10 protein-coding genes are annotated in these 17,594 nt (G+C 69.4%); 8 read left to right on the forward strand and 2 right to left on the reverse strand.

Translation table 11 applies throughout. The annotated features are described in order from the left end of the window. Positions 1-5: 5 nt before the first annotated feature. Positions 6-668 (reverse strand): nicotinate-nucleotide adenylyltransferase, encoded by a 663-nt coding sequence (gene nadD, locus POR01S_RS13045; protein ID WP_042136291.1) that lies wholly within the window; start codon positions 666-668, stop codon positions 6-8. Next, positions 668-1,933 (reverse strand): glutamate-5-semialdehyde dehydrogenase, encoded by a 1,266-nt coding sequence (locus POR01S_RS13050; RefSeq protein WP_042136292.1) that lies wholly within the window; start codon positions 1,931-1,933, stop codon positions 668-670. The genes nadD and POR01S_RS13050 overlap by 1 nt, the downstream gene beginning before the upstream one ends. 252 nt (positions 1,934-2,185) lie before the next feature. On the opposite strand from POR01S_RS13050, the gene POR01S_RS13055 reads away from it, so the two are divergent. The 8 genes from POR01S_RS13055 (at position 2,186) to POR01S_RS13090 (ending at position 17,591) form a co-directional block, all read left to right on the forward strand. Further along, positions 2,186-5,203: a cellulose biosynthesis protein BcsC gene (locus POR01S_RS13055; protein ID WP_042136293.1), complete on the forward strand. Its 3,018-nt coding sequence runs from the start codon at positions 2,186-2,188 to the stop codon at positions 5,201-5,203. Positions 5,204-5,567: 364 nt separating this feature from the next. Continuing rightward, on the forward strand, positions 5,568-6,623 hold the full coding sequence (locus tag POR01S_RS23120) for a cellulose synthase operon protein YhjQ/BcsQ (protein WP_051399196.1): 1,056 nt from the start codon (positions 5,568-5,570) through the stop codon (positions 6,621-6,623). A 2-nt stretch (positions 6,624-6,625) separates the two neighbouring features. After that, a complete protein-coding gene (gene bcsA / locus POR01S_RS13065) occupies positions 6,626-8,824 on the forward strand; it encodes a UDP-forming cellulose synthase catalytic subunit (protein WP_042136295.1) in 2,199 nt (732 codons plus the stop codon). Beyond that, positions 8,821-11,049, forward strand: coding sequence for a cellulose biosynthesis cyclic di-GMP-binding regulatory protein BcsB (gene bcsB / locus POR01S_RS13070; protein ID WP_081875215.1), 2,229 nt, complete (start codon positions 8,821-8,823; stop codon positions 11,047-11,049). The genes bcsA and bcsB overlap by 4 nt, the downstream gene beginning before the upstream one ends. Positions 11,050-11,052: 3 nt before the next feature. Next, a complete protein-coding gene (locus tag POR01S_RS13075; protein ID WP_042136297.1) occupies positions 11,053-14,835 on the forward strand; it encodes a cellulose biosynthesis protein BcsC in 3,783 nt (1,260 codons plus the stop codon). A 14-nt stretch (positions 14,836-14,849) separates the two neighbouring features. Then, entirely contained in the window at positions 14,850-15,515 is a 666-nt protein-coding gene (locus POR01S_RS13080; protein ID WP_027597207.1) for an SGNH/GDSL hydrolase family protein, read from the forward strand. Further along, complete coding sequence (locus tag POR01S_RS13085; RefSeq protein WP_042136299.1) at positions 15,512-16,162, forward strand: alginate O-acetyltransferase AlgF; 651 nt, start codon at positions 15,512-15,514, stop codon at positions 16,160-16,162. Before POR01S_RS13080 ends, POR01S_RS13085 begins: the two co-directional genes overlap by 4 nt. 13 nt (positions 16,163-16,175) lie before the next feature. Then, entirely contained in the window at positions 16,176-17,591 is a 1,416-nt protein-coding gene (locus POR01S_RS13090) for an MBOAT family O-acyltransferase (RefSeq protein WP_027597209.1), read from the forward strand. Positions 17,592-17,594 lie beyond the last annotated feature (3 nt).

The following is a 17,594-nucleotide window of genomic DNA, read 5'->3' on the forward strand; positions in this document are numbered from 1 at the left end:
AGCTCTTACCTCGGTTCGGAGGACGCCGGATAGAGGCCGTGCGTCCGGATGTAGTCAAGCACGGCATCGGGCACCAGGAAGCGGATGGACTTCCCGGTGGCCAAGAGGCCGCGGATCTGGGTGGCGGACACCGCGAGCGGGTTCTGCCAGATAAAGGTGATCTGCCCGCCCGGCCCCTTGAGGGCCTGGGGATCGGGCTGACTGCGCGCCGCCAGGAAATCGCGCAATTCCTGGCAGGGCTCGCTGTCGGCGTCGGGTCGTTGCAGGACCAGGATGTGGCACAGCTCCAGCAACTCGCGCCAGCGGTGCCAACTCGGCAGGCCGCAGAAGGCGTCCCAGCCCAGCATGAGCAACAGCTGCACCTCACCGCCGAGTTCGGCGCGCAGGCTTTCCAGGGTCTCTATGGTATAGGAGTGGCGCGTCCGGCGCAGTTCCCGGTCATCGACCACCAGGGTCGCGACGTCGGCCACCGCAAGGCGCACCATCGCCAGGCGATCCTCGGCGGAGACGCTGGGCGCCTCGCGATGGGGCGGCCGGGCGCTGGGGATCAGCCGCAGTTCGTCCAGCGCCAGGGCCTCGGCCACCTCGAGCGCCGCGCGCAGGTGACCGATGTGCACGGGATCGAAGGTACCGCCGAACAAGCCGATGCGGGTGGGCAGGCTGCTCATCAGCTGCGGACGTGACCGTCGCCGAAGACCACGTATTTCTCGCTGGTCAGTCCTTCCAGGCCCACCGGCCCGCGGGCGTGCAGCTTGTCAGTGGAGATGCCGATCTCGGCGCCCAGGCCGTATTCGAAGCCGTCGGCGAAGCGCGTGGAGGCATTGACCATCACCGACGCCGAATCGACCTCGGTCAGGAAACGCCGGGCGTCGCTGAAATTCTCGGTGACGATGGCATCGGTATGCTGCGAGCCATAGGCATTGATGTGCTCGATGGCCGCATCGAGGCCATCCACCACCCGAATGGACAGGATCGGCGCGTTGTATTCGGTGCGCCAGTCTTCTTCGCTGGCCAGCAGGACGTCGGTGCCGAGCAGCGCTCGGGTCCGCTCGCAGCCGCGCAGCTCCACCTGCTTGTCGCGATAGATGGCGGCCAGGGGCGGCAACACCCGCTCCGCGATGGCCGCATGGACCAGCAGCGTCTCCATGGTGTTGCAGGGCGCATAGCGCTGGGTCTTGGCGTTGTCGGCGATGCGAATGGCCTTGTCGACGTCGGCAGCGCGGTCGATGTAGACGTGGCAGATACCGTCCAGGTGCTTGATCACCGGTACCCGGGCATCGCGACTGATGCGCTCGATCAGGCTCTTGCCACCCCGCGGCACGATGACGTCGACGTATTCGGGCATGGTGATCAGCGCGCCCACGGCTGCGCGGTCGGTGGTCTCCACCACCTGGACCAGCTCAGCCGGCAGCTCGGCTTCGGCCAGACCGGCCTGGATGCAGGCGGCGATGGCCTGGTTGGAATGGATGGCTTCGGAGCCGCCGCGCAGGATGGTGGCATTGCCGGACTTGAGGCAAAGACTGGCCGCATCGATGGTCACATTGGGACGCGACTCGTAAATGATGCCGATGACGCCCAGCGGCACGCGCATCTTGCCCAGCTGGATGCCCGAGGGCACGTATCTCATGTCGCGGATTTCGCCGATGGGATCGGGCAGCGTCGCCACCTGGCGCAGACCCTCGATCATGTCGTCGATGCGCTGGGGCGTCAGCGCCAGGCGATCCAGCATGGCAGGGTCCAGACCGTTGGCGCGCGCAGCGGCCAGGTCCTGCTCATTGGCCGCGGTGAGCTCGGCACGGCGAGCGTCCAGGGCGGTGGCGGCCGCGAGCAAGGCGCGGTTCTTTTGGGCGGTGCTCGCCCGGGCGGCGACCCGCGACGCGGCACGGGCAGCCTGGCCAAGACGGGTCATGTAGGCGGAGACGGACTCGGTCATGGTCGGCGGCCTGCGAAAGACGGTGGGAAAGCCGCAGAGTATAGCGTCGCCGGGCCCTGCGCGGCCAGCGCCGAGGGGCCTGGCGATGGCATTCGCCTGCTCGATTTGGTTGACTCGCCACGGCCTGTCGGGAATCATCCGCGGCTGTATTTGCCGTTCAGCTTGCGTTCAGCTATTCACTTATAGCCGAAATCGTCCCCAGCTCTGCGCCAGGTGCTGCAGCGACGCCTACCAGTCTTCACGGAAAGAACCATGCCCAAGCACCTCACCTTGTCCCTTGGTCTGCTCGCCCTGCTGATTCATGCCGACGCGACCTGGGCCGCCTCTGCCGACGCCGCGCCGAGCGCGGCCGCCGTCCAGGCCCTGGAAGCCCAGCTGAAGAAGACGCCCCAGGATCCGGACGCCCTGGGCAAGCTGGGCAGTGCCCGCCTCGCGCAGCAGCGCTGGACCGATGCCGAGCAGTTGCTGACCCAGGCCGTGCAGAAAGGCGGCAAGACCTGGCAGCCGGCGCTGGACGAGGCGCGCTACCACCACCTGCTGGAACGCGCCCATGCCGCCGAGAACAAGCGCGAGCTGGACCAGGCGCGGGATCTCAGCGTGGAAGCCATCCGCCTGAAGCCCGAAGCGGTCGAGGCGCAGCTGTTCCTGGCCGGTATCCAGAGCCAGAAGCGCCAATGGGAACTGGCCGAGGCCACCTACCGCCAGGTGCTGATGCGCGAGCCGGCCAACGTCGACGCCTACTACGGACGCATCGCCGCGCTCAACGAGCTGGGCCGCACCGAAGAAGCCCTGCAACTCACCAAGAATCTGCAGCCGAGCGCCAAGAATCAGGTCAAGGGCCTGGATCGCCTGCGCGCCGGCCAGGCCATGCAGGAAGCCGAAGCCGCCGAGGCGCGGGGCGATCTGCAGGGTGCCTCGCGCCTGCTGGAACAGGCGCGCCAGGAGTCCCCGGAGGATCCCTGGCTGCGCCTGGCCCAGGCTCGCCTGGAGGTCCGCCAGGGCCGGCCGCGCGCCGCCCGCGACCTGGTGGACAGCCTGGTCAAGGATGGCGCCCAGCGCCCCGAGGTGCTCTATGCCAGCGCCCTGCTGTCCAACGAGCTGGGCGAATACCCGCGCGCCATGCAGACCCTGATGCGCATTCCCCAGGCCCAGCGTTCGCCGGATATGAACGCCCTGGCCGCGCGCATCACCTTCAACGAACAATTGGCCGAGACCGTGGCCCTGGCCAAGCAGGGGCGCCGCGAAGAAGCGCGCAGCCTGATGCAGCGCCTGGAAGCCCGCGCCGGTCGCAATCCGGATCTGATCGGCGACCTGGCCGAGGCCTTCGCCACCGCCGGCGATCCCGAGCACGGCCTGGCCCTGCTCAAGCCGATGATCACCGGCGATACCCGCCCGGCGCCCGCCATGCAGCTGCACTACGCCAGCATCCAGCTGCAGCTGAACCAGGACCAGACCGTGGGCAACGTCCTGCGCGACCTGCAGGGCGTGGTGCTCGACAGCGGCGAGAAGCAGCAGTACGACGACCTCCTCGCCCGCTATCGCATCCGTCAGGCCGATCGCCTCACCGACCAGGGCAAGCTCGCCGCCGCCTACGACACCCTGGCCCCGGCGCTCAAGGCCCGTCCCGACGACAAGGCCGCCCAGGCCGCCCTGGCGCGCATGTACCTGGCCAGCGGCGACACCCAGAAGGCGCGCCAGCTCTATCGCGACGTGCTCAGCGACCAGCCGAAGGACGCCGAGCTCTATTTGGGCGCCGCCGAGATCGCCGCCAAGTCCCAGGACAGCGTCACCGCCCGCCAGTACCTGGACCAGGCGGTCAAGCTGGGCCAGAGCGATCCCCTGGTGCTGCGCCGCGCCGCCCTGCTCTACCGCGACATCGGCATGGCCGGTACCGCCACCGGCCTGCTGGAGCAGGTGGTCCAGGTGGAGCGCAAGGATCGCGAATCCGCGGCCCGCGCCGCCGGCGCCAGCGACAACCCCTTCGCCGCCCTGCCCGGCCAGACCCGCAGCGATGACGCCCTGGCCGCCGTTCCGGCCGCCGCGGGTGGCAACGCCGGCAGCGCCGACTACGCCTGGAGCGATCCGCTGCAGGCGCAGAAGGCTGCCAACAACCCCTTCAGCGACCTGTCCGTGGTGCCCACCAGCAGCCTGTCGAGCAGCCTGGCCACCGAGCAGATCCTCGGCCAGCTGCAGCGCGAGCGCAGCATCCGCATCACCCAGGGCCTCAGCGTACGCAGCTACGACCCCAGTGGCAGTTCGCGCCAGACCACCGTCAGCGCGCCGCTGGAGATCTCCTTCCCCGCCGGCGACCAGCGCCTGGCTGTGCGCGTCACCCCGACGCGCATCAACGACAGCAGCAGCGACGGCAGCCAGAAGGAAAACGGCGTAGCGGCGTCCATCGCCGTGGAAGACGCGGGCCGCGGGCTCAAGGGCGACATCGGCGTCTCGCCGGTGGGCCTGAGATACAGCACCGTGGTTGGCGGCGCGACCCTGGAGCGCCCGCTGAGCAGCCTCAGCGAGAACCTGCTCTATGCCCTGAGCGTATCGCGCCGTTCGGTGACCGATTCCCTGGCGTCCTACGGCGGCATCCGCGATCCACGCACCGGCCAGGAGTGGGGCGGCGTCACCGCCAACGGCGGCCTGGCGCGACTGAGATACGACGACGGTCGCTACGGCTCCTACATCTATGGCGCGGCCCATCGCCTGACCGGCCACGACGTCAAGGACAACGACCGGTTCGAGATCGGCACCGGCGTCTACTACTACCTGCGCAATGGCCCGGACAGCCTGTTCACCGTGGGCCTCTCGGCCACCGCGATCGGCTACGACAACAACCAGAACCACCTGACCTACGGCCATGGTGGCTACTTCAGCCCGCAGCGCTACTTCGCCATCGGCGTACCCCTGGTGTGGGCGCAGCGCGGCGATCTCTGGGCCTACCAGGTGCAGGGCATGCTGGGCGTGCAGACCATTCGCCAGGACGCCGCGGATCGCTATCCGGACGACGCCGCCCTGCAGGCGGCCGCGGAAGCCGCGGGCCAAGGCCAGTACGGCAGCAAGAGCAAGACCGGCGTGGCCTACAGCCTCTCCGCCAATGGCGAATACCGCCTCAGCGGGCAATTCGCCCTGGGCGGTCGCCTGGGCCTGGACAACGCCCAGGATGAGCGCGACGTCAACGGCAACCTCTATCTGCGCTACTTCTTCGAAGAGCAGGAAGGCCGACCGCAACTCTCGCGGCCGCAGCCCTACCGCTCGCGCAACGAGGAATAAGCAAAAGGCCCGCACCCGCGGGCCTTTTTTCTAGCCGCCGCACCCTGCCCAGCGCCGCCGAAACGACCGCTCGTCCCCGCGTTCGTCGCCACCGCGACCGCCCCGTCCCCGCGTCATGCCTTTCGTCCGCACGGCGCCAGGCGTGACGTTGACGGGTGCCCGAGGTGATCTAAACATTGAAGCGAGCCGGCGCTGAAAAGCGAGACGATCCGTTCGCTCCGCTTCGATGCCCGCATACGCATTTTCAATTGGTGCGTCACGAACTCCGCGTGACAGTATCCACAAAAAATGACACCTGATGGCTTTTAGCCATAATTTTGACGTCAAGCATTCACGCAGACCCTTCACCTTTTCGGAAGTCGCCATGGTCCGTTCGCTGGATATTGCCAATCTGTTCCGCTCCTTCGGCGGTGACCCCCAGCGCTACCATGAGTTCGAAGCCCCCGAGCCGGTGCCCCACGAAGCCCTCTTGCCAGCCGCAGCTCAGCCGCAGCCTGCGCCGAGCGCCCAGGTCGAAGCGGTCGTCACGGTGGCCGAGGCGGCCGCTCAGGCTGAACCGGACGCCCTGCCCCCGCTGTCGCGGCAGCTGGCGCAGCTGCACAGCAGCCGCCAGGCCAACCAGGCGGTCGCCGCCCTGGACCAGGCGCTGAGTCGCACGCTGCCGCGGTTGACCGGTCCGGTGCTGGCACTGATGTCGGCCCGGGGCGGCACCGGCAAGACAGTCATCGCCGCGGGCCTGGCCCAGGCGTTGAGCCGCAGCGGCCAGCCGGTGCTGCTGGTGGAGCTGGACAGTCAGAACGTGCTGTCTTCGCTGCTGCTGCAGGAAGCGTCGTCCACCACCGGCTCGGTCAGGGCGCCGCTTTCCGTCTGCCTGGCGGTGGACGAGCGCCTGCGCCTGGTGCCCTTTGGCGCCCCCGACGAGCTGGATCTGCAGGCTCTGGAGCAGGCCCTGGCCACCGACACCCAGTGGCTGACCCGCCGCCTGCAGGCGCTGGACGTCCCGGCCGATACCCTGGTGATCCTCGACTGCCCCACGGGCTCGACGCCCCTGAGTCGTCAGGCCCTGGCCCTGGCCACCCGGATCCTGGGGGTGACGACCGCGGATGCGACCGGTTATGCCAGTCTGCCGCGCCTCGAACGCCAGTGGCAGCGCTGCAGCGGCCAGGTCACTCCGCTGCACCTGCTCAACCGGGTCGATCCCGCCCGCCCCCTGAGTCAAGACATCGCCGCCATCGTGGCGCAATCCTGGGGCGAACGCCTGCTGGGCGTACTGCCGGAAAGCCCCGATCTGGAGCAGGCCCTGGCCCTGGGCCAGGGTCTGGCCAGCGTCCAGGACGCCTGGGCGCGTGGCCTGGCCGAGCTGGGCGAGGCCTTGCTCGGCGATCTTCGCTCGCCCGTGCAGCACGCCGCGCGCGCCTAGCCATGAGCTTTCTCGACCGCCTGGAACAGGTTCGCCAGCGCCGCGCGGCGCGCGCTGCCGACGCCCAGCCGGTGCCGCCCGCGGCGCCGCTGTGGCTGCAGCTGTTCGCCTGGACGGCCGCCGCGTTGCTGGGCGCCCTGCTGGTGAGCGTGCCCCTGGCGCTGGAAGAACAGGCGGCGTTCGCCGTCGGCTGCTTCGGCGCGGCCCTGATGCTGCGTCGGCTGCCCGGACGGCTGCCGGTGATCGCACTGGTCCTGCTGTCGCTGCTGGCGTCGCTGCGCTATCTCTACTGGCGCCTGACCAGCACCCTGGGCTTCGAGACGCCGCTGGAAATGGTGCTCGGCTACGGGCTGGTGGCCGCCGAACTCTATGCCCTGGCGGTGCTGGTGTTCGGCTACCTGCAGACCATCTGGCCGCTACGCCGCACGCCGGTCCCGCTGCCCGCCGACCCGGCCGCCTGGCCCACCGTGGACGTCTTCATCCCCACCTACAACGAAGCCCTGAGCATCGTGAAGCTGTCGATCCTGGCGGCCCAGGCCATCGACTGGCCACGCGACAAGCTGCGGGTGCACGTACTCGATGACGGTCGTCGCGAGGACTTCCGCCACTTCTGCGCGACCGCCGGCGTCTCCTACCTGGTGCGCGAGAACAACGAGCACGCCAAGGCCGGCAATCTCAATGCGGCGCTCAAGGTGACCGACGGCGAGTACATCGCCATCTTCGATGCCGACCACGTGCCGACCCGCTCCTTCCTGCAGGTCTGCCTGGGCTGGTTCCTCAAGGACCCGCAGCTGGCCATGCTGCAGACCCCTCACTTCTTCTTTTCCCCGGATCCCTTCGAGAAGAACCTCAAGACCTTTCGCACCGTGCCCAACGAGGGCGAGCTGTTCTACGGCCTGGTGCAGGATGGCAACGACCTGTGGAACGCCACCTTCTTCTGCGGCTCCTGCGCGGTGATCCGGCGCACCATGCTGGAAGAGGTCGGCGGCGTGGCCACCGAGACGGTGACCGAGGACGCCCACACCGCGCTCAAGCTCAACCGGCTCGGCTACAACACCGCCTACCTGGGCATTCCCCAGGCCGCCGGCCTGGCCACCGAGAGCCTGTCGCGTCATATCGCCCAGCGCATCCGCTGGGCCCGAGGCATGGCGCAGATCTTCCGCATGGACAATCCGCTGCTGGGCAAGGGCCTCGCCCTCGGTCAGCGGCTCTGCTACCTCAACGCCATGCTGCACTTCTTCTATGGCCTGCCGCGGCTGGTGTTCCTCACCGCGCCGCTGGCCTATCTGCTGTTCAGCGCGCAGATCTTCCATGCCTCGGCACTGCTGATCACCTGCTATGTGCTGCCCCATGTGCTGCACTCGAACCTCACCAACTCGCGCATCCAGGGCGAATTCCGCCACTCCTTCTGGAACGAGGTCTACGAGACGGTACTGGCCTGGTACATCCTCAGGCCCACGCTGCTGGCGCTGATCAACCCGCGGCTGGGCAAGTTCAACGTCACCGACAAGGGCGGCATCATCGCCAGCGACTACTTCGACTGGGAGCTGGCGCGTCCCTACATCGTGCTGCTGGCGCTCAATCTGCTCGGCCTGGGCGTGGGTATCGGTCGGCTGTTCCTAGGCGATCCCGAGGCGGTGACCACGGTCGCCATCAACCTGGTCTGGACCCTCTACAACCTGGTGATCGCCAGTGCCGCGGTGGCCGTGGCCAGCGAGACGCGCCAGGTGCGCGCCGAACCCCGGGTGGCCGCCACGCTGCCGGCCGGACTCGTGCTCGCCGATGGCAGCCGCCTGGAATGCAGCACCCTGGACTTTTCCCAGAGCGGCATCGGCCTGAAGTTGCCCGCGGGCCTGCATCTGCCCGAGGGCAGCGCGGTAGAGGTCGAACTCAGCCGCAACGGTCGCAGCCGTCGCTTCCCGGCCACCGTGGCCTTCAGCCGCGCCGGCGCCGTGGGCACCCGCTTCGCCGAACTCAGCGTGACCGAACAGCGCGAGCTGGTGCGCATGACCTTTTCCCGCGCCGATCTCTGGGCCGAGGCCTGGGGCAATCACCGTCCGGATTCCCTGCTGGGCTCGCTGCGCGAGGTCAGTCAGATCGGCCTGCGCGGCATCGCCGATCTCAATCGCAACGTCTGGCGCCTGAGCCGACCTTCCCGGCGCACGGCGCCCTCCTCCTCCGCCTCCCTGGACCGCCCATGACCGTGTCGCTACGTCTCGCCCCCCTGCTGCTCGCCACCCTGGGTGCCGCGCCCGCCTTCGCCCTGGCCCAGAATGCGCCGCCGGTGGCGGTGGCCGGCAGCGGCTACGACAACAGCTTCAAGCAGCTCGGCGCGGTCTATCCCTTCAATCTGCGCGGCATCGACAGCCGGGACGGAGTCGGCTTCGACATTCGCGCCGACGAGATCGTCAGCGCCGCCAAGGTGACGCTGAACTACACCTATTCCCCGGCGCTGCTGCCGGAGTTGTCCCAGCTCAATGTGCTGGTCAACGACGAGGTCGCCGCCAGCATTCCGCTGCCCAAGGAAGGCGCCGGCACGCCCCAGACCCGGGTGGTGGACATCCCGCCGCGGCTGATCACCGAATTCAACCGGCTGAGCATCCAGCTGATCGGCCACTACACCATGCAGTGCGAAGACCCGCTGCACTCCAGCCTCTGGGCCAAGGTGAGCAATGGCAGCCGCCTGGACGTCCAGGTCAGTCGCCTGGACCTGGCCCCGGACCTGGCGCGCCTGCCGCAGCCGTTCTTCGATCGCCGCGATGCCCGGCAGCTGGAGCTGCCCTTCGTCATCGCCGGTGCGGCCGACAACGGCACCCTGGAGGCCGCCGGCACCCTGTCGTCCTGGTTCAGCGCCCTGGCCAGCTATCGCGGCGCCCGCTTTCCCAGCAGCCAGAACGCCCTGCCGGCCAAGGGCAATGCGGTGGTGCTGGTCACCAGCGAAGAGCGCGCCAAGACCCTTGGCCTGAGTCTGCCGGCACCGGCGACGGCGCGGGTCGACATCCTGGCCAACCCCTTCGATCCCCAGGGTCAGCTGCTGGTGATCTCCGGCCGCGATGCCAACGAACTCAAGCGCGCCGCGAGCGCCGTGGCCCTGGGTCACCAGACCCTCTCCGGCCAGAGCATGACCTTCGACACCCTGCAGGCGCTGCAACCGCGCAAGCCCTACGATGCGCCCAACTGGCTGCCCAGCGACCGACCGGTACGCCTGGGCGAACTGGCCACGCCCAAGCAACTGGCGGTCTCCGGCTATGACTCGGGTACCATGAGCGTGCCGCTACGGCTGCCGCCGGATCTGTTCCTCTGGCGCAACCAGGGGCTGCCGCTGCACCTCAGGTACCGCTACACCCCACAGCCGGTGGCGACCAATTCCTCGCTGCTGGTGAGTTTCAACGACCGCTTCGTGCAGTCCATCGCCCTGCCGTCCCAGGAACACCTGGACCAGGGCCTGCTGGGGCTGATCAAGGACGAGGAACTGCCGCGCGAAGCCGAGGTGCGGCTGCCGCTGGAGGGCGAGGCGCTGCAGGCCCGCCTGCAATTCCGCTTCATGTACGACTACCTCAAGCAGGGCGAATGCCGCGACGTCATCATCGACAACATGCGCGGCACCCTGGAACCGGATTCGACCCTGAATCTCTCCGGCTATCGGCACTTCATCGCCCTGCCCAACCTGGGCGTGTTCAAGGACAGCGGCTTTCCCTTCACTCGCCTGGCGGACCTGAGCGAAACCGCGGTGATCCTGCCCGATGCGCCCAGCGCGGCGGAGATCGACACCTACCTCAACGTGCTCGGCCGCTTCGGCAGCTCCACCGGCTATCCCGCCACCGCGGTCACCGTGGCCCGTGCCGGCGAGGTCGACGGCCTGGCCGACAAGGATCTACTGCTGATCGCCAGCGGCGCCGACCAGCCGCTGTTGCAACGCTGGGCCGCCCAGTTGCCCGCCGGCTTCACCGGCAACGGCCAGCGCTTCGAGGTATCCGACCTGGCGTTCAAGGTGCGCCAGTGGTTCGGCAGCGACAACGCGGCCAGCCTGGAGCGCAGTCGCGCGGCCCTGAGTGCCAGTGGCGGTGCCGGTACGGCCTTCGTCACCGGCTTCGAATCGCCGCTCAGGAGCGGTCGCAGCGTGGTGGCCCTGGTCGCCGCCCGCCCGGAGGGCCTGGCCGACATCAGCCGCGCCCTGACCACCCGGGAAGACTATGCCCAGGCATTGCAGGGCAGCCTGGCGACGGTGCGTGGCCAGCAGGTGGAAAGCCTGGTGGCCGACGAGACCTATCACGTCGGCAGCCTCGGGCCGCTGCTCTATGTTCGCTGGCAACTGGCTCGCCATCCGCTGCTGATGCTGGGCCTGAGCGCCCTGGGCGTGGCCCTGCTGGCCGGCCTGCTCCATGCGGCGCTGCGCGCCCGCGCCCGTCAGCGGCTGGAGCGCTAGACCATGACCCGTGCACCGCTGCTGGCTACCCTGCTGACCGGTCTGCTGCTGCCGCCGCTGGCCCAGGCGGCCGGTACCCCCGAAGCGCTGCTCCTCGAGCAGGGTCACTTCTGGCAGGCGCGCAAGAATGCGCCCCGCGCCCAGGAGACCTGGAACAAGTTGCTCGAACTGGATGCGCAGCAGCCCGAGGCGCTGTACGGCCTGGGACTGATCGAGGTGCAGGCCAACCGGCTGCCGGCCGCCCAGGCCTATCTGCGCCGCCTGCAGGCGCTCAAGCCCGTGCCCCAGCAGGCCCTGCAGCTGGAGCAGGACATCGCCCTGGCCAGTGGCGACAATCCGCAGCGCCTGGTGGATGCCCGCCAGCTGGTCAGCGAAGAAAAGCCGGTGCAGGCACTGGCGCTCTATCGTCAGCTGTTTGGTGGCCGCCTGCCCCAGGGTGATCTGGCGCGGGAGTACTACGACATCCTCGCCTACACCCCCAATGGCTGGCAGGAAGCCGGTCCGGGCATCGAGCGTCTGCGCAAGCTGCAGCCCAGCGATCCGGCGCTGATGCTGATCCAGGCCAAGCACCTGGCGCGCTTTCCGGCCAGTCGCAGCCGCGGCATCCAGGCCCTGGCGGAGCTGAGCACGCGCAAGGACATCGGTGGCGAAGCCGCCGAATACTGGCGCCAGGCCCTGGTCTGGAGCGGTCCGCCCGGTCCGGCCGAGGCACCGCTGTTCGAGGCCTATCTGCGCCAGCACCCGGATGACGCCGAGTTGCGCGCCCAGCTGGAAAAGGGCCGCGCCCTGAGTCGCAGCGGCGGTCTGGATCCGCAACTGGCCCGCGGTATCGAAGCCTTGCGCCGCAATGAGCTGGGCGCTGCCGAAAGCGCCTTCCAGGCGCGCCTCAAGATGGCGCCGGAGGATGCCAACGCCCTGGGCGGCCTGGGCATCGTCCGTCAGCGCCAGGAACGTTTCGACGAAGCCGAAGCGCTGCTGAACCGCGCCACCCGTCAGCCGGGCGGGGCGCGCTGGCAGGCGCCGCTGGCCGAGGTACGCTACTGGGCGCTGCTCGCCCAGGCCCGCAAGGCCCAACAGGCCAACGACTTCAGCACCGCCCGTGCCCGCGTGGAACAGGCGTTGCGGCTGGACGCCAAGCGCCCGGAAGCACCGCTGGCCCTGGCCGGACTGCAGGCCCAGACCGGTCAGCTGGACGCCGCCGAGGCCGCTTATCGACGGATCCTGCAGCAGGATCCGCGCAATCTCGAAGCCCGTCGGGGCCTGATCGATCTGCTCGCCGAGAGCGAGCGTCCGGCCGAGGCCCTGCGCCTGCTCGACACCCTGACCCCGGCCGAACGCGCCAGGCTCGGCAACCTGGATCGGCTCAAGGCCACCCAGGCCCTGCAGGAAGCCAAGCTGGCCGAGGGCCGTGGCGATCTCCAGGGGGCCCGTCGCGCCCTGGAAGACGCCCGACGCGCCGATCCGGACGATGTCTGGACACTGCTGGCCCTGGCCCGCCTGCAGCTGCGCCAGGGTCAGGAGGCGGCCGCCCGCCAGACCCTGGACAGCGGTCTGGCCAAGGACCCCCAGCGCCCGGAAGCGCTCTATGTCCGCGCCCTGTTCGCCCTGGAGCAGCGTGATCCCGCCGCGGCGCGCGCGCTGCTAGGGCGCATCCCGCCGGCCCAGCGCACGCCGGCCATGACAGGGCTGGCCGCCGATCTCGACTTCGATGCCCGGGTAAGCGCCGCCCGTGACCTGGCCCGCCGCGGCCAGCAGCAGGCCGCGCGGCGCCAGCTGGCGGCCCTGGAGCCACAAGCCGGCGAGCGCCCCGCCGCCCTGGGTGGCCTGGCGGCGGCCTATGCCGAGGCCGGTGACCCGGAACGCGGGCTGCGCCTGCTGCGCGATGTCCTGGCCCGCGAACGCACGCCCGATCCCGCCCTGCGCCTGCAATACGGCGAGGTGCTGCTGCGCAGTGGCGCCGACGACGAGGTCAATGCCCTGCTGCACGATCTGCAGGGACAGCGCCTGACCGCCGCGCAGCGCCAGGGTTATGACGACCTGCTCTATCGCTACCGGGTGCGTCAGGCCGACCAGCTGCGCGAGCGCGGCGATCTGGTCACCGCCTACGACACCCTGTCACCGGCCCTGGCCCAGCGTCCGGACGATGACCTGGCCAACGCCGCCCTGGCGCGGCTGTACCTGGCCAATGGCGAGGCCGACAAGGCGCTGCGCCTCTATGAACCCCTGCTGCGCCGCGCCCCCGACAACCCCCGGCTGCAACTGGGTGCGGCCGATGCCGCCGTGCGTGCCCGGGACAACGCCTATGCCGAGCGCGCCCTCGAACGCGCCGTCACCCTAGGCGCCGACGACGTCGGGGTGTTGACCGAGGCCGCGCGCCTCTATCGCGCCCTGGGTCGCGACGGTCGGGCCACTGAGCTGCTGCGCCAGGTGGTGGCGGTGGAGCGCCGCGACGCCGAGACCGCGCGGCCCCTGGCCAGCGCCCCGGCCAATCCCTTCGGCCCGCGCCGCGGCAGCGCCACCCTGGCCAGCCAGGCCATTCCGCCGACCGCCGACCAGTTGCTGGCGGCGGCCAAGGCCGCCCCGCTGGCGGATGCGCCAGTCGCTCCGCAGGACAGCGCCGCCGAGCGCGCCCTCGACGACCTGCTGCAGACCCGCAGCGCGCGGATCACCCAGGGCCTGACGGTGCGCAGCAACGACAACGAACGCGGCCTCGGCAAGCTCACCGACGTGGAAGCGCCGCTGGAGATCGACTTCCCGCTGGGCGATGTGCGCTTGGCCGTGCGGGTGACCCCGGTCAGCCTGACTGCCGGCAGTGTCGGCAGCGACGCCCGCAGTCGCTTCGGTGGCGGCCCGGCCGCTACCCAGGCCGCGCCGGACGCCGCGCCGGGCAGCCAGAGCGACAGCGGCGTGGGCCTGGCGGTGGCCTACAGCGATCCCCAGCTCGGCCTCAAGGCCGACGCCGGCACCACGCCCCAGGGCTTTCTCTATGCCACCCCGGTGGGCGGGGTGAGCCTGGAGCGACCGCTGACCGACCACAGCCGCTACAGCCTCTCGGCCTCGCGCCGGGCGGTGATCGACAGCCTGACCTCCTTTGCCGGCAGCGAAGACGCCCGCACCGGCCAGCAGTGGGGGGGCGTCACCGCCAATGGCGTGCGCGGCCAGCTCGGCTACGACGACAGCCAGTTCGGTGCCTATGCCTATGCCTCCTGGTATCGGCTGCTGGGCAACCATGTCGCCGACAACAGCCGCACCGAGCTGGGCACCGGGCTGTACCGCTATCTGATCAACAGCGAAGACAGTCGCCTGACCCTGGGCCTGTCCCTCACCGGCATCGCCTACGACAACAACCAGGCCTTCTTCACCTACGGCCATGGCGGCTACTTCAGTCCGCAGCGCTTCTATGCCCTGGGCGTGCCCCTGACCTGGTCGCAGCGCACCGATCGCTGGACCTGGCAGTTGCGCGGCGCAGTGGGCCTGCAACGCATCGAGCAGGACGGCGCCGACTTCTACCCGACCGACGCCCGCCTGCAGGCCGCGGCGAGCCAGGCGCTCGGCGCCCCGGCGGTTTATGGCGGGCAAAGCAAGACCAGTCTCGGCTACAGCCTCTACGGCGCCACCGAATACCAGCTCGGTCGCCAGCTGTTCGTCGGCGGCAACCTCGGCGTCGACAACGGTCGCGATTTCCAACAGCTCAATGGCGGCGTCTATCTGCGCTATGCGCTGGAACCCCAGGACCGTGCACTCGCCCTGCCGGTCAGTCCCTATCGTTCCCCCTACGACAACTGATTCACGGAGCTCCCATGGCAGCCAGCCTCCTCACCGGCCTCACCATTCTCATGATCGGCGACAGCCATCTGGCCACCCCCGACTACCTGATCGGCACCCTGCAGGACAGCCTGGTGCAGCAGGGCGCCAAGGTGCACACCCTGGGTATCTGCGGGACCAACGCCGGCGACTGGCTAAAGGTCACCCCCGGCACCTGCGGTGGCGCCGAGCGGCGCAACGGCGACAAGGCCGTGGTGCTCGGCGGCAAGGCGGCGACCCAGCCGATCAACGAGCTCATCGCCGCCGACAAGCCCGATCTGGTGCTGATCGTCATGGGCGACACCATGGCCAGCTACACCAATCCCAGCTTTCCCAAGACCTGGGTCTGGCAACAGACCACCAGCCTGACCAAGGCCATCGCCGCCACCAAGACCCACTGCGCCTGGGTCGGTCCGACCTGGGGCACCGAGGGCGGCAAGTACGGCAAGACCTTCGAGCGGGTCAAGCTGATGTCCGGCTTCCTCGCCAGCAACGTCGCGCCCTGCAGCTACATCGACTCCCTGAGCTTCGCCAAGCCCGGCCAGTGGGCCACCATCGACGGCCAGCACCTGACCGGTCCGGGCTACAAGTCCTGGAGTTCGGCCATCGTCGACGCCCTGAACAAGCTGCCTGCCGACAAGCTCAAGGGAGCCGCCCAGTGAAGGCCCTGCTGCTGCTCGGTCTGCTGGTGGGCGGGGTCGCCCAGGCCGAGGTGTCCCTCTACCCCACCGGCCCCAGCGAAGACTCGGCCTTCCTCCGCTTCGTCAACGCCGGCAGCCAGCCCCTGGCGCTGCAGGCCTCCGGCTCCGCCGCGCGGCTGCAGCTGGAGGCCGCCAAGCCGGTCTCCGACTACCTGACCGTGCCGGCGACCAAGGCGATCAAGGGCGAACTGGTCCAGGGCGCGGCCAAGGCTCCGCTGGAACTGACCGTGGCCGCCGGTGAATTCGCCACCCTGGTCGTCCTGCCCGGCACCCCGCTGGTCCAGCGCCTGGTACGCGAGCAACCCGACGACTTCAATGCGCTCAAGGCCTCGCTGGCCTTCTACAGCCTGGATCCGCAGTGCGCGACCCCGGGCCTGCAGGCGGCCGGGCGCAATGCCGAGATCTTCAAGGACGTGGCCGACGGCACCCTGCAGCGCCGCAGTCTCAACGCCGTGGCGCTCAAGGTGCAGCTGACCTGCGCCGGCCAGGCCATGGGCGCAGCGCTGGACCTGGGCGAACTCAAGGCCGGCGAGCGCTACAGCGTGCTGCTACTGCCTGGCGCCAGCGGTCCGCGGCTGCTCGCCACCCAGGACGCTATCGCCCACTAAGGACAGCCGCTCGATGGTCTTCGCCTCGCTGGAATTCCTCACCCTCTTCCTGCCGCTGTTCCTGCTGGTCTACGCCCTGGCGCGGCCCGGCGGGCGCAACGGGGTGCTGCTGGTGGGCAGCTGGCTGTTCTATGGCTGGCTGAGTCCGCTGTTCCTGCTGTTGCACATGGCCCTGGCCTTGCTGGCCTGGGTCGGCGGGTTGCTGGTGGATCGCGCGCGCGAAGGCTCGAGGACCCGGCTGCAACTGCTCGCCGGGCTGATCGTGATCAACCTGGCGGTGCTCTGCTGGTACAAGTACGCCAACATCGTCGCTGCCACCTGGAGCCAGGTGCTGGTGACCGCCGGCGCCCTGCCGCTGGACTGGCAGAAGGTGGCCTTGCCGGCCGGGCTATCCTTCATCGTGCTGCAGGCCATCTCCTACCTGGTGGACGTCCATCGCCACGTGGTGCCGGTGGAGCGCAGCTTCGTCAACTACGCCACCTACATCTCCATGTTCGGCCATTCCATCGCCGGCCCGATCATCCGCTACGACTGGGTGCGCCGCGAACTCAACCAGCGCTGGTTCAATCGCGAGAACTTCGCCCTCGGCGCGCGCCGCTTCATGATCGGCCTGTGCATGAAGGTGCTGGTGGCCGACACCCTGTCGCCGCTGGTGGACGTGGCCTTCCACCTCGACCAGCCCTCCTTCGTCGACGCCTGGATCGGTTGCCTGGCCTATTCGCTGCAACTGTTCTTCGACTTCGCCGGCTACAGCGCCATGGCCATCGGCCTGGGCCTGATGCTGGGCTTCCACTTTCCGGAAAACTTCAACCGGCCCTATCTCGCCCGCAGCATCCAGGATTTCTGGCGGCGCTGGCACCTGTCGCTGTCCAGCTGGCTGCGCGACTACCTCTACATCTCCCTGGGCGGCAATCGCGGCGGTCGCTGGCGCACCTATCGCAACCTCTTCCTGACCATGGCCATCGCCGGTCTCTGGCACGGTGGCGACAGCTGGAACTACCTGCTCTGGGGCATGCTGCACGGCCTGGCGCTGTGCCTGGACCGGCTCTGGGACGAACTCGGCGGCCGGCCGCTGCCGCGGCCCCTGGCCCATGGCCTGACGCTGCTGTTCGTGGCCCTGGCCTGGACGCTGTTCCGCGCGCCGGACTTCGCCACGGCGCTGTCGCTGTACGCCGGCCAGTTCGGTCTGCACGGCTTCGCCCTCGGCGATGCCCTGGCCGTGACCCTGAGGCCCGTGCACGGCCTGGCCGCCGCCCTGGGCGTGGCCTGCATCCTGGCCCCGTTGTGGCAGGCGCGCATCGAGGCGCGCCTGCCCGACAGCGCCCTGCTGCGCGTCCTCGGCGCCGCCTGGCCGGTGGCCGGCTTCCTGCTCTGCTTCGCGCTGATCGCCAGTCGCGAAGCCGTGCCCTTCCTCTACTTCCAGTTCTGAGGC

It is taken from the genome of Pseudomonas oryzihabitans NBRC 102199 (genome assembly GCF_000730625.1).
GTDB lineage: Bacteria > Pseudomonadota > Gammaproteobacteria > Pseudomonadales > Pseudomonadaceae > Chryseomonas > Chryseomonas oryzihabitans.

Bases quoted from the DNA above. Each gene is read 5' to 3' on its own strand.
- nadD (WP_042136291.1), bottom strand. From the start codon at position 668: ATGAGCAGCCTGCCCACCCGCATCGGCTTGTTCGGCGGTACCTTCGAT.
- POR01S_RS13050 (WP_042136292.1), bottom strand. From the start codon at position 1,933: ATGACCGAGTCCGTCTCCGCCTACATGACCCGTCTTGGCCAGGCTGCC.
- POR01S_RS13055 (WP_042136293.1), top strand. From the start codon at position 2,186: ATGCCCAAGCACCTCACCTTGTCCCTTGGTCTGCTCGCCCTGCTGATT.
- POR01S_RS23120 (WP_051399196.1), top strand. From the start codon at position 5,568: ATGGTCCGTTCGCTGGATATTGCCAATCTGTTCCGCTCCTTCGGCGGT.
- bcsA (WP_042136295.1), top strand. From the start codon at position 6,626: ATGAGCTTTCTCGACCGCCTGGAACAGGTTCGCCAGCGCCGCGCGGCG.
- bcsB (WP_081875215.1), top strand. From the start codon at position 8,821: ATGACCGTGTCGCTACGTCTCGCCCCCCTGCTGCTCGCCACCCTGGGT.
- POR01S_RS13075 (WP_042136297.1), top strand. From the start codon at position 11,053: ATGACCCGTGCACCGCTGCTGGCTACCCTGCTGACCGGTCTGCTGCTG.
- POR01S_RS13080 (WP_027597207.1), top strand. From the start codon at position 14,850: ATGGCAGCCAGCCTCCTCACCGGCCTCACCATTCTCATGATCGGCGAC.
- POR01S_RS13090 (WP_027597209.1), top strand. From the start codon at position 16,176: ATGGTCTTCGCCTCGCTGGAATTCCTCACCCTCTTCCTGCCGCTGTTC.